This is a genomic window from candidate division WOR-3 bacterium, assembly GCA_013177935.1.
Classification (GTDB): domain Bacteria; phylum Hydrothermota; class Tepidihabitantia; order Tepidihabitantales; family Tepidihabitantaceae; genus Tepidihabitans.
The window spans coordinates 265500-278655 of sequence record JABLXZ010000002.1 but is presented as its reverse complement, the minus strand read 5'-3'; the positions used below and the strand labels follow the sequence as shown (position 1 = coordinate 278655).

General features: G+C 51.2%; 12 protein-coding genes and 1 pseudogene. 1 reads left to right on the top strand and 12 read right to left on the bottom strand.

The annotated features are described in order from the left end of the window. Positions 1–27: 27 nt before the first annotated feature. The 5 genes and pseudogenes from acpS to HPY86_04455 all read right to left on the bottom strand — a co-directional run bounded on the left by acpS (position 28) and on the right by HPY86_04455 (position 3698). Positions 28–369, bottom strand: a complete 342-nt coding sequence (gene acpS / locus HPY86_04475) for a holo-ACP synthase (GenBank protein ID NPV14168.1) — start codon at positions 367–369, stop codon at positions 28–30. Positions 370–416: 47 nt separating this feature from the next. Continuing rightward, positions 417–1103, bottom strand: coding sequence for an HAD-IA family hydrolase (locus HPY86_04470; protein ID NPV14167.1), 687 nt, complete (start codon positions 1101–1103; stop codon positions 417–419). 5 nt (positions 1104–1108) lie between these two features. After that, entirely contained in the window at positions 1109–1606 is a 498-nt protein-coding gene (locus HPY86_04465) for an HIT domain-containing protein (GenBank protein ID NPV14166.1), read from the bottom strand. Positions 1607–1730: 124 nt separating this feature from the next. Then, positions 1731–2912: pseudogene (locus HPY86_04460) on the bottom strand (DNA helicase UvrD). Positions 2913–2942: 30 nt separating this feature from the next. Then, the gene (locus tag HPY86_04455; GenBank protein ID NPV14165.1) at positions 2943–3698 is read right to left on the bottom strand and encodes a class I SAM-dependent methyltransferase; all 756 of its coding nucleotides are present in this window, start codon (positions 3696–3698) and stop codon (positions 2943–2945) included. A gap of 125 nt (positions 3699–3823) precedes the next feature. Between HPY86_04455 and HPY86_04450 the strand changes: the two genes are divergently transcribed. Next, on the top strand, positions 3824–5152 hold the full coding sequence (locus HPY86_04450; GenBank protein NPV14164.1) for a hypothetical protein: 1329 nt from the start codon (positions 3824–3826) through the stop codon (positions 5150–5152). A 20-nt stretch (positions 5153–5172) separates the two neighbouring features. Here HPY86_04450 and HPY86_04445 read toward each other — a convergent pair whose 3' ends face one another. From HPY86_04445 to HPY86_04415, 7 genes are all read right to left on the bottom strand, one after another. After that, a complete protein-coding gene (locus HPY86_04445; GenBank protein NPV14163.1) occupies positions 5173–6504 on the bottom strand; it encodes an aminoacetone oxidase family FAD-binding enzyme in 1332 nt (443 codons plus the stop codon). A 191-nt stretch (positions 6505–6695) separates the two neighbouring features. Further along, positions 6696–7850, bottom strand: coding sequence for an aspartate--ammonia ligase (locus HPY86_04440; GenBank protein NPV14162.1), 1155 nt, complete (start codon positions 7848–7850; stop codon positions 6696–6698). Between the two features lie 510 nt (positions 7851–8360). Further along, positions 8361–9281 (bottom strand): hypothetical protein, encoded by a 921-nt coding sequence (locus HPY86_04435; GenBank protein NPV14161.1) that lies wholly within the window; start codon positions 9279–9281, stop codon positions 8361–8363. A 1-nt stretch (position 9282) separates the two neighbouring features. Beyond that, complete coding sequence (locus HPY86_04430; GenBank protein NPV14160.1) at positions 9283–10164, bottom strand: ABC transporter permease; 882 nt, start codon at positions 10162–10164, stop codon at positions 9283–9285. Between the two features lie 2 nt (positions 10165–10166). Next, on the bottom strand, positions 10167–10997 hold the full coding sequence (locus HPY86_04425; GenBank protein ID NPV14159.1) for an ABC transporter permease: 831 nt from the start codon (positions 10995–10997) through the stop codon (positions 10167–10169). A 4-nt stretch (positions 10998–11001) separates the two neighbouring features. After that, positions 11002–12006, bottom strand: a complete 1005-nt coding sequence (locus HPY86_04420; GenBank protein NPV14158.1) for an ABC transporter ATP-binding protein — start codon at positions 12004–12006, stop codon at positions 11002–11004. Next, positions 11993–13114, bottom strand: coding sequence for a glycosyltransferase family 4 protein (locus tag HPY86_04415; protein ID NPV14157.1), 1122 nt, complete (start codon positions 13112–13114; stop codon positions 11993–11995). Before HPY86_04415 ends, HPY86_04420 begins: the two co-directional genes overlap by 14 nt. Positions 13115–13156: the final 42 nt, after the last annotated feature.

Sequence of the window (13156 nt, the reverse complement as noted above, 5' to 3'; positions counted from 1 at the left end):
TCAAGAATAACCTATCCGATTTAAAAGTCAACCCTCGATTACCACTACTGCCGCCGCATAATCCTCTAAATGAGTTAGGCTTAAATGCACGCGACGTCCCGCCAACAGTTCCTTTGCCCGACCTGTAACTTTGAGCGTGGGTCTAGTTCGTTCGTTGTCACACACCTCTATTTCTCGCCACGACACTAACCCGCGCAACCCGGTACCCAGTGCTTTGGAAAAAGCCTCTTTTGCCGCAAAACGGGCGGCATAAGAAGGGTACGGATTAGAAAGTTTTTGACAGAAATCAACTTCTGCTGGCGAAAAAATCCGCTCAAGAAATCGCCCTCCATAACATTCAATCGCCCGCCGAATTCTTTTCACACTCATCAGGTCAATTCCAACCCCAAATACTGCCGGCCGGTCTAAAGACACAACTATTCTTTCTGATTCAACCGCTCAACAATCGGAATCAACTCTAAGATGTCGTTGACCTCATAATCGGCACCGGAGTTTTGGGTTCCAAAACTATCACCATAACGGGCAAACACCGTAATCATCCCCAGCTCCTTTGCCCCAACAATGTCCCTTTCCGCCCAATCTCCTACCATTATCGCCTCCGCGGGTTTAACCTGTAAAAGCTCTAAGACCTTTTCAAACGGCTCTCGCGCTGGCTTACGCTTACCGGTGTCGTCGAAGGTAACAACGACATCAAAAAATCGGTCAACGCCCAAAGACACCAGTCGCATCCAGACTGGCAATCGCGGTGCATCGGAAACCACCGCCAATTTCAAGCCCAACCGAAAAAGTTTCAAGAGTGCCAGATTTACATGAGGATATGGAACAAGTGCTCCCTCCCGTGCCCGACGATAAGCGATAATCCCACTCGCCAGAATCCGGTAATCGATATAACCCAGAACCTCATTCAAAAAGTCGTTAAACACCTCCTGATACTCAATCCCCTTCTCCTCGTAAATTTTGTAAATCTTCTTTTTTGCTGCTTCCGGGGTTAAATCCAGACCGGCATCGATCATTGCCATTACCGCCGCATCCACCGCCGCCTTTTTCCATTTATCAAAATCAACCAAAGTATTGTCAACATCAAAAACAACCGCTTTAACCATACTACTTATCTCCGTTCAAATTTGGCAAACCGCCGCGCCAGCCGTTCATAAGTTCTTTCGAGGTGTTCACTCACCACCTTGGTTTCGGCAAAGATGGGCATAAAATTCGTATCTCCCTGCCAGCGGGGGACGATATGCAGATGGAGATGGCCCGTAACACCCGCCCCCGCTACCGCACCCAGATTCGCCCCAACATTGAACCCCTGGGGTTTAAACTCCTGTCGTAGAGCCTTTACACTCAACTTTACCAGTCTCAGAATTTCTGACCCCTCGGTAGGTTTTAACTCTTCAAAACTGGCAAAGTGGCGCAATGGTGCCACCATCAAATGCCCGCTGTTGTAAGGATAGCGATTCATCACAACAAACGCCTTCTTCCCCCGGTAAAGAATCAAACTCTTTTTGTCGTCCTTCATCTTCTTTAAATAACAGAAAAGACAGTCACGACACTCCGGTGTAATGCTGCTAATATACTCCGCGCGCCACGGTGCCCAGAGCCGTTTCATTACCATCCTCTCCCATGCTCCTGTTCGGCACTTCTCCTCTTCATCCCTAAAACAGCCTCAACTGCTTATCATCACCTTTAACATCTTGTCCTATCTCAACCGCCCGCCGTCGGTCTCCTGGTAGGACTTGAACCACCCCGAACACACCGTCGTAACCGGGCTCGACTGTTACCCGACCCTGACGCATCATTTCCACCCCTTCACCAACTCTTGCATCCACGCGCTTGATATCCTCAATCGGTACATCCATCAAAATCTCAAACTCACTCCCGAGCGCATTAATCAGCTCTTCGTAGCGTCGAGCAACACCAGCGGTGTCCCGACCCATCTCCAGTGCTTCAGCAATAATTTCCTCCAGCGGCACCAGGTGCTTAAATGGTATCACATCTTCAGGTTGGGTGCCCGGCTTTCGGTCGGCAAGTTCCTCGACTCGATGCAATACCCCGACTGTCAGCGGTTTCCGGCACATCGGACACACATTACCTGAAAGCATCGCATCGGTTGGGTTCATCCGCACTCCGCAATTGCGATGCCCATCGTAATGATACTTCCCTTCCTCGGGAAAGAACTCAATCGTAAACAGAAACCGACTTTTATCTTTCGTCTTCAACACAGCGCGCAGTGTATCGTAATCCATCTCACAGTTGAACACATTCGCTTCTCGTCCCAGTCGGCTGGGCGAGTGCGCATCGGAATTAGATACCAAGGTCTTCTTATCCAGCGCCGACAACCGCCAGTTCATCGGCGGGTCCGAAGAAAGACCGGTCTCAACCGCAAACACCTCGTCGGAAAGGTCACCAAAACATTCCTCAAATGAGTCGAACCCTGAGTTCGAGCCAAAAAGCGAGAACCATGGCGTCCAGATGTGGGCGGGGACAACAAACGCTCGGGGGTCAATCTCAATCACTCGCGCCACAAGGTCATAACTCGAAATACTCACCGTCGGTCTGCCATCAACCTCCAACCTGCCGTAACGGGTCAGCATATTATTAATCTTCTGGGCGCTCTCCAGACTCGGGCAGTAAATCAGGTTGTGAATCCGGCGCAACCTACCACCAGCGGAGTAGATATTGTTGACCTCGGTCGAAAGAATGAAATAGGTATCACCATAAAGATATAACCCGTTTTCTCCATCCTTCAAATGCTCGCGCAACGAAACAAAATATTCCGGATGAGTGAAGTCTCCCGTGGCAACCAGTTTAATCCCTTTAATCTTTGCCGCCCGGGCGATTGCCGGAATGTTCATCTCCTGACTCGTTGCCCGGGAATATCTTGAATGAATATGTAAGTCCGCAATAAATCGCATCGCCCTATTTTACCTTTCTTAAATTAGATTTCAAATCTGCCCTACCTTTTGCGCCACCACCATCATCCGTCCTGTTAAAGGACCAACCGGGAAAAAACCGCCGTGGTGGAAAAAATGTGATTGGGAAAACCCCACCGTCTTCAACGCCCTCTTAACCTCTTTTATAGTATAAGCGCGCTCCTGGTGTATCTCCTCGAACTTCTCACCCAGAGTACCGTCCGGCATTTTTTCCCAGAAGGTCAAATGGAGAGTGGAAATTCTTGTTTCCGGGTTATAACTGTTTTGCCATATTGAGACGACCTCTTCAGTCTCGCGGGTGAGTGTTCTTGTCCCCCAGGCTTCAGAAAGTCCATACAGGGTGTTCATATCAAATACAAATATCCCCTGCTTATTTAAACTCTCAAACACACAACTGAAGCATCGCTCGAGGTCTTCTTCGGTCAACAGATAATTGATGCTGTCATATAGTGAAATCGCGGCGTCAACCGTTTCCTTAATCTTGAAATCTCTGATGTCGGCGCACACCACCTCAATCGGCAAATCGCCCCGTTTACTCTCGAGTACTTCAAGCATCTCCTTTGACCGGTCAACACCAATCATCCGATAACCCTTCTGCGCCAGCAGCACGGTGGGGATACCGCTCCCGCACGCGACATCAAGAATTGTCCTGGGCATAACTTTAAACCGCTGGAAAATTTTCAATATATAGTTAATCCAGCCCTGATAGTCCACGAACTTCATCATAAACCGGTCGTAATACCGGGCAAACCGCGTAAACGGTGCCACCATCTCACTCAATATAAAAACTTCCTTTTCCCTGTCAACGCTTAATTACTCCTCCGGTCTTTCTTGCTTCTGCTCTCACTGACTTCTTATTTTGACATCTGTTAATCCCCGGCTAAAATGTATTAATGCGCCCCCTCCCTATCCGTGCTTTTATCCTCACCGTATTTACCGCCCTGCCGGTACCTGCCACCTACTGGCCCATTCCACCGGTAAATCAGGTCCACCCCTTAGGTAACAACTGGGGTAACTATCAGAACTACGGCTCCTCCCCCTACTTTCATCCAGGAATCGATGTCATCACACCGGACACCAGCGGCGTTGAGGTCCGGGCGGTTGCCCATGGCTGGGTCAAAGCCTGGGGCACGATTCAGGCGGAACTGCACTATCGTCTCGCGGTTTGCGACTCCCCTTTAACCTACACCGGTCGGGCTGAAGGCTGGCTCTATGCCCACATTGACCCGGACCGCTGGCACAAAAACCTCGGTGATGAGGTACAAGAAGGTGAAGTAATTGGCTACCTTGTCCCCTGGCCAATTGATGCAACCTTTGACCATTTACACTTTGCCCGTATTTCCGACACCGGTGCCACCTGGCAGCGCTTTCCTCAACCCACCTGGTGGTTTATCAAAAACCCCCTGACAATCATTCAACCCAACACCGACCTTCAACCACCGGTATTTGAAAATGCCCGTACCAACGCCCGCTTCGCCTTCTGCCGCAACAACACCTCAACTTACCTAAACCCTAACAACCTCACCGGTGATATTGACATCATCGCCAAAATCTACGACCGGACCGGCTTCTCTACCGGTAACCCCGTTTGGGATAAACTTGCCCCTTTTTTGATTGAGTACTCAATTAAAAGTGCCGGTGGTTCGGTTGTTGTTCCCTGGACCATCGGCGTCATATTTTCCGGCCCCTTGGAAGACGCTCTTGTCTCGGTGGTTTACAAGAGCGACAACACCTGCCGCTCCCGCGGCGACTACGAAAACCGCGACTACTATTATATCGTCACCAACACCGATGGCGACAGTATTATTGAAGCAAACGACACCACCGGTAAATGGGCAACTGGCCAGATTGGTGATGGTGACTACTGGGTGCTCGTCCGCGCCTCCGATGTTGCCGGCAACACTACTGTTGACTCGATGCTCGTCCACACCGCTAATGGTGTTGCCATCGCCGAACAAAACTCAACCCTGCTCACCGTTCCGTTGCAAGCAACACCAGTAAATGGCTCCTGGCAAATTGACTTTGGCATCTCTCGAACCACGCCGGCGCGCTTGACGGTCTTTGACCCGGCAGGCAGACAGACCGCACTTCTTACCAACTCTAATCTACCACCGGGCACTCACCGCTTCTCCTTCCATCCCCCCGCGGCTGGTATCTATTTTGTCAATCTGACTATTGGCTTGAACCAGACTTACCAGACAAAACTAACCGTAATCCGTTAGGGTCAGACACTTATCCCTGCCTATCCTCCTGTCCCTGCTGACGATGCCATCGCCCGCGCTGCGGTGACTCCGGAAGCCCAGGCAAAATGCAAATTGTAACCACCGGTTTCCGCCCAGATATCCAGCGCCTCGCCGATAATAAAAAGTCCGGGAAACCGAACCGCCTCCATCGTCCTCATATCCACCTCATCCAGACTAACTCCACCACCGGTCACGGTCGCCCGTTCGATCGGCTCAGTACCGATAATCTCAAACGATGTCCCTTTGAGTTGTTCAATCAGTCGGCTAACCGCTACCTTGCTCAAATTACTCAATTTGCTATCGGGCACCACATCTGCCCGATAACATATAAAAGTTGCTATCTTCCGGGCAACAAACCCGGTCAAAGCGGTCTTTGCCTGAATCAGAGGGCGTTCCTGCCGCAGTCGATTAAAATAGGCTTTTAACTCCTCGTAACTCTTATCCGGCACCCAGTCAACACTGAGCCTTACCTTCTCGCCTCCCATCAACGCCCGGGCAGCAAAACCGGACATATTCATCACCGCGGAACCAGAAATGTACTTGTGGGCAAAAATGAAATTCCCCTGTCTCGGGGCAACATTGGGTAAATTCAGCCTGACCTCAACCGCAGGATGGCTGATTCCCGCAAAATCTTCAATCGCCTCTGCTGGCATCAAAGCGGCAAGCGCCGGGAAAAATGGCGTTGTTTTGATACCTAATGCCTGAACCAGCCGATTACCATCACCGGTTGAACCGGTTTGGGGATAACTGGCGCCACCGGTCGCCACAACCACACTCCTCGCCTTTATCTTCTCACCGCTTTTAAGAACTACCCACCAACCGGGCAGTATCTCGCTAACATATGCCATCGTCCTTATCTCGCCATTAACCCGCAGCACTGCACCAACTAACCGTTCCCGCAATACCCCTGCACCAGTTTGCGTTTTTCCCTGTTCCCTGCTGTCTGATAGTCGGTTGTCACGCCCCAATGTCCTATCTCTTGCCTTGATTGATAGTGGCGAACTCTTTCTGCTAACCCAGACGCATCCATCTTCATCAACCTGCGGTTCTATTCCGAGGGCTTGAAAGAATTTAATCGCCTCTTGCGGAGGAAACCGCCGCAGTAAAGGCAAAATTTTCTCTCTTGGGCAATCAAACCTTTTAGCCATCAAATTTGGTGCCTCTAAATGGGTAAAATTACACCTTTTGCCTCCGGTTAATGCAACCTTATTACCACACCGAGCCGTCTTCTCCAGCACCAGAACCCTCAACCCCAACCTACCCCCCTCAAGTGCACAGGCAAGACCAGCAGCCCCACCGCCAATCACTGCCAGGTCAATAACATCAGACATATCATAATGTTATGATAATAATGGACGATGATAATATTCGTGCACGCCGGACTTGAATCCTTAAAGATTTTCCGGTAGTCTAAATATTGAGGGCACGAAGGCCCGGTACACTACAAACGGCTCGGTCAACAAAATTGCCGCGTAACTGGGCTTTCCGTGACCCTCACCATTTTTTAATCGTCCGGCACCACCTACTCAAGAAAGATGATGTTCCGTTTCGCACAAATCTCTTTTAGCACTTTGGGCCAGACCGTAACCGAAACCTCACCCAGGCTCGCGGTGCGCAACAGATACATATAGGTTCGCGACTGCCCGATGCCGCCACCGATTGATAGAGGAACCCGGTCATTCATAATCGCCTGATGATAGGGCAACTCAAGGAAATGCTCCTGTTTCGCCATCTTCAACTGCTGAACCAGGGTCTCCTTCGTCACACGGATACCCATTGAAGTCAACTCGTGCCGCCTTCTGGTCACTGGATTCCAGACCAGGATGTCGCCGTTCAACCCGTGCGTCGGCTTACCGGTCCAGTGCGAAGTATCGGTAATCCAATCGTCATAGTCTGCCGCTCGCATCTCATGGGGTAACCCATCTGCCAGAGGATAGCCAATCCCGATGATGAATACCGCCGGTGCATACTCCTGAAGCAGTTTGGTCTCGCGCTGCTTGCGTGGTAGGTCCGGATACATTTCGAGAATCTCCTCGGCATGGATGAAGGTCAACTCTTCAGGAATCGGTGGATACTTTGTCGTGCGCAACTCCGGGAACTGCTCCTGAACAAGGTGAGACGCTCCAACAATCACCTTCCAGATTTTCCGTACGACATCTTTGAGAAAATCAAGGTTTCGGTCCTCCGCGGTAATAACCTTCTCCCAGTCCCACTGGTCAACATAAGAAGAGTGGTCGTGGTCGAGGAAGTAATCCTTCCTTACCGCTCGCATATCGGTGCAAATCCCCTCGCCTACCTTGCATCCGAACTGCGCCAGCGCCATCCGCTTCCACTTCGTCGCTGCCTGCACAATCTGGGCGTTGATTCGGGGAGAAATCCCTAAACCGCAGGGAAATTCGACCGGCGTCCTTGAACCATCCCGGTCAAGATAGTCGTTAACACCGGACTCCCGCTCCACAATCAAGGGTACCTGAACCATATGCAGGTTTAATTCCCGGCACAGGTTCTTCTCAATGTACTCCTTGACCATAAAGAGCGCATCCATCCGCTTCAAGGGCGGCAGAATCGGCTGATAATCGGTCGGCAAAACCTTTTCTACCTCTTCATAGGTGCCGACACCAGGACCAGCCAGGTCCGCTCGCTTCCGGTCAAGAAGCGTCGGTGCCGCACTCTTCAGCTGTGCTTTCTTCGGTGTCTTCTTGGTTACTTTTTTCTTGGGAACTTTTTTAACCGTCTTGCGTGCGGTTTTCTTTACCGCTTTTTTCTGTTTTTTCTTCATCCTTACACACTCCTTTTTGTTAATTGACTTTTTACTTTATGTTTTAAGGAATACCGGCTTTAAAAGGATAACAATGGCAAATCAATCTGTCAAGGATTAGTAATACCAAAAACTCCCGCCCGGGTTAATTTGCCCGCCGAAAATTTAATTAAAGATTTTTGTTGACAAAAGGTTTAGGGGGTGTTAAAATTAACCACAATTTGGTGAGGTGGAGGCGGTTGTTTCAGGCGACGGAACGGCATCTCAAACTCCTCAAAAAGCCCAAAGGAATGCCCTCGCATTCCAATCCCACCAAAAAAGCCTCGCCTGAAACCGGCCCTGGCCGCATCCACCTCACATTTTATTTTGCGGTTATAACTGACTGATTATCAATGTGTTAAACAATCGGGCGCACTTGGTTAAAATGCTTTATCGGGCAAGTTTCCGGGCAAGTTGAATTGCGGCAAGCGTTGAGTGGTGTGATGCCAGACCTTTGCCCGCAATATCAAAAGCAACGCCGTGCAGCGGAGAGGTCCGAAACTTTTTTAGCCCCAAGGTTACATTAACCCCCCTCCCTCGGGATAGAATCTTTGCCGGAATCATCGCCTGGTCGTGGTACATCGCGACGAACCCATCAAAATCATCCAGATGGGCAAAAATGGCATCGGCCGGAATCGGTCCTGCCGCCGCTATCCCTTTTCTCTGTGCCGCTTTGATCGCGCTTTCAATTCGCCGTTCCTCACCCAGAGAGAACTCCTTACCATGCGGGTTGAAGGCAAATACCCCAATCTTTGGTTGCCTTCTTCTATTAAATCGCTTTCGGCTTTCTCGCCTTAAAAAGTCGTCAAGGAGTAATATCTTCTCCCGCACCGCGCGGGCGGTAATCAGGGAGGCAACCTGCCTGACTGGCAGATGGATTGTCACAAAAATTACCTTGAACCGTCTTGACCAGGCAAGCATCGCATAGCGCCGGGCGCCTAACCGTTGGGCAATAAACTCGGTCTGCCCCGGAAACGGAAAACCGGCAAGCCTTAACGCCTCCTTGGAAACCGGTGCGGTAACAAGTGCACCAATCGTGCCATTTTTCAACAACTCCACCCCTTTTTCCAGCGCTCGCAACGCCGCCTCACCACAATTTTTTTGCACCCTGCCGTACTCATACTTACCAACTGGTCCTGTGTCAATCACCTCGGCACCATCATAATCAACTTTCAGTCGTCTTGACTCCCGCACCAAAACCTCCTCGGCACCGATGAGCAAAACATCCCAGCGCGTTGTTTCCTGCAGCGCCCGCAGTACCGTTTCCGGACCAACTCCTGCCGGGTCGCCAAGCGTAATACCAATCTTCATTTCAGTAGTGGCTCAATGTTCCAGAACGCCGGGTCCGATGGTCAATCAGCATAAACACAAACAAGCCAAAACCAACCCACAACAAAGACAAAAGCCCGAGCCGGACAAACGCATCGGTTAAAGTGAAGTCAATCTTCTCGCCCATCAGAAAGTGGCGCGCGGTCAATATCCCATAGGTTGTGGGTACGAACAGTGCAAGTTTCTTTAAAAAGACCGGAAGCACCGCCAGCGGATAGGCAATCGGGGTAAGAATCATCAATATGCTGGAAAGCGCCTCGCTCACCAGCCACCCCTGCTTAAAAAGCAGGGTAAAACTTGCCATAAACATCCCGATACCGTAAAGTGCCACGAGCATCAAGCCAATCACCAAAAGTGTTGGCAACAGTCCTAAGGGGTTGATTTTGATGCTGAATACCAACAGGATAAAAACAATCTGCACCGCAATCATCAACAACTGGTGTAAGATTGAGTGCAGCGCCATCCCCATACTGAAAACCCAGCGCGGCACCGGTGCGGCAAAGACCGACTCTAATGTTCCGTAAAACTGCTCCTTTCTCAAACTGAACCCCATCGCCCACAGCGCCATATTGAGAAACCCGATAAAAAGATAGCCCAGGGTGATAAAAGTAACAATGTCCGATGTGCCCACGAGGTTTTGCAAACTTGCCGACTCCCTGCCGCCAACCAGCGCAATCCCGTACAGAAGATAGGGCAGCAGATACACCACCGGGTCGATTAAACCCCGGGCAAAGTCCGCCTTGTAGGTCAACTCCAGTTTCCACTCCTTGATATTCTCCGCCCAGACTGCCGCCCCATAATGGCGCAACACCTTAAGCACCTTACGAATCCCTGTTCCAGTAGAAACTGTTTCACCGCTCTTCATTTTCAATGCATCCCCACCGTGCCGTCGCGCCGTGTTTTCTTCTCTAAGTAGACAAAAAGAAAGTAGCCGGCGGTCAGCAGAACCGCATCCATTATCACTAAAATCAAAACCGTCTGCCAGAAGTTAACCTCCGACTTATTCAACAGAATAATCCCTCGAATCGCAACCAGCGCCCAGGTCAAAGGAATCAAAGTACTCACCACCGCGGTAATCGGATTCACCTGCACCGGATAACGAATCGGTGAAAACAGAAAGAATATCCATTCCAGTGTATGAACCCAGCCGTGGACCTCTTTAATCAACAGCGTGAAACCGGCAAAGGCGATGGCAAACCCGTAAAATCCAATCATCAAAAGCCCGACCAGAAGAATAATCGGCAGAACTTTGTCAATGGTAAACCGAACTCCAAAGAAGATGCCGATGATTGCCGCTTGAAACACCGCCATCACTGTTGACCATGCCCACTCAGCCAGGGTCTTGCCAATTAAAATCACCAGCGGATGCGTGGGCGAAGCAATGATGTATTCCATTGTACCCCAGTAGGTCTCTTCGCGCAACGAGTTTCCCACCCCCCAGAGCGCCGAAAACACAAAGGTCGAAATCATCGCACCAATCAACACAAACGCCAGATAATTCCCGGAACCGGTTAACTGCCGAAAAGATTCGCTTGTTGCGCCACCCACCAGCGCCTTTCCCTGAAATACATAAGGCATCACCCAGATGAGCGGAAAAACCGCCCAGAAGAAAATCATTATCGGGTAGGACAGCCAGATGCGAATCGTCTTGCCAAACTCGGCACCCAGTGCCCGTAGTTCCACACCCAGCGCCCGCATCGCTTCACTCCTCGGTTGTGTCCGCCGCCAGTGAGGTGCCGGTCATATAGATAAAAACATCCTCCAAGGTCGGCTCCTGGACATCAATCGTCAGAATCTTCGCATTAGTCCGCACCGCCTCAATCACATCGCTCAAAATCCCCTCCGCCCGTGGGGCAAGAATCTTCACCGTTGTCACACCATCCCGGCTCTCAGTGCTCAACCTCTCCACCCCGGGCAGCGCCTGCAATCGGCTGATATCCACGACGCCCTGACAGCGCACCGAAAGAACCTCTTTGTGAGGGATGTCCCGCTTGAACTCCTCCGGCGACTTGATGCCAACAATCTTACCGCGGTTGATAAAGGCGATCCGCTCACACAACTCATCCGCCTCATCCATATAATGGGTGGTTAAAAGAATCGTCTTGCCCTGCTTTTGGTTCAACTCCTCCTTGATAAACTGGCGGATAAATCTGCCAAACTGCGGGTCCAGTCCAAGCGTTGGCTCGTCCAGAAGTAAAAGTTTGGGGTCGTGCAGCATCGCCCGTGCCAGACTTACCTTCTGTTTCATTCCCGAGGAGTAACGCTCCAGTCGCTCGTTTGCCACCTCCTTCAGTCCCAGCAGCTCTAAGAGGTACTCAATCCGCCGGTCGCGCTCCTTACCCGAAAGCCCGTACAGCGCGGCAAAGAACTTCAGATTGTCCCGGGCGGAAAGTTTCCAGTAGAGCGTCCGCTCACCCGAAGTCAAGAGCCCGATTTGCTGCCGGCAGAAAAGCGTATCCTTGAAAACATCGTGCCCGAAAAGCCGAATTGTCCCCTCATCGGGTATCAAAAGCGTGGCGATACAGCGCACCAGGGTCGTCTTGCCGGCACCGTTCGGTCCCAAAAGTCCAAAAAGCTCACCCGAGCGCAGGGACAAAGTTGCGCCATCCAGCGCCCTTAATATCCGCCGCTTCAAACCCTTACCCCGGCGGAACTTCTTGACCACATTCTGGCACTCGAGTGCCATCGGCATACTATCCGCACCCATCTTTTCTCTCCTCTACTGTTTGCAAAAGCATCTTTTCAATTTTATCCGCGGCACCGTCCCAGGTCCACTGCCGCGCCCAATCAATCGCCTGCGCACCCAGCCGGGACCGCAACTCCTCATCCTGTAAAAGCCGGTCAATCTTATCCGCCAGCTCTTTAACATTACCATAAGTGTAAAAAAGTCCGTTGACCCCATCGCGCGAAGAGTCCACCAGACCGGGTGAGCGGGCAACAACCACCGGCGTGCCGCAACCGTTCGCCTCCATCACAATCAACCCCCACCCCTCTTTGATTGAACTCTCAACCAACACCGCACTGCGTTGATACCATTTGACCTTCTCCTCTTCCGGAACAAAACCGGTAAAGACCACCGTATCCTGGATGCCCAGTTTCCTGCTCAGTTCCTTCAGACGGGGTAAATCGTCACCCGTACCGACAATTACCACCCTGAACTGCCGGCCCCGCTCCTGCAAAATCCGCGCCGCATAAAGCAGATGGTCGGTTGACTTGTACTTCTTTAACCTGCCGACATGAAGCACCACCGGTTCCCGCTGTACCGCGGGGTCGGGCTTAAACTTCTCAAAATCGGTGCCCGGCGGCACCACGGTAACCATTTCCGGGTTAATGCCCAGTCGCACCACATCCCGCTTTGAGCTCTCTGACAACACCGCAAAACGGCACCCCTTGTACGCCAGCGGAATCATACTCTCGGTCAGGTAAACATAACCGGCAAGCGGTGCGAAAACCTCCTTAAAAATACTCCCCCGGAAAAGGTGCATCAAAAGCACCGCCACCGGCTTCTTCACAAACCAGGGCGAATAAAACGGAATCTTATTCAAATCGTCCACCACAACATCGTAATCGCCCTCAGCCACGATTCGGCTCAACTGCCGGTAAACGGTGAAATTAAAAGTCCACTTTCCACCCCGGCGCAAAATCCTTATCCCATCAATCTCCTCTTCTGCCGCTGCACCTTTGAACCGTTCACACAACAGGGTCACGCTGTGCCCGCGCGCCACCAGCCGCCGAAAAACCTCCTGAAAATAGACCTCGGCGCCACCCGCCTCCGGATTCCGAATACACCGCCAGTTGACAACAAGTATCCGCATCGGCTCTTATCTTAAACCGATTACCTGTTTCGGTCAAGCCAA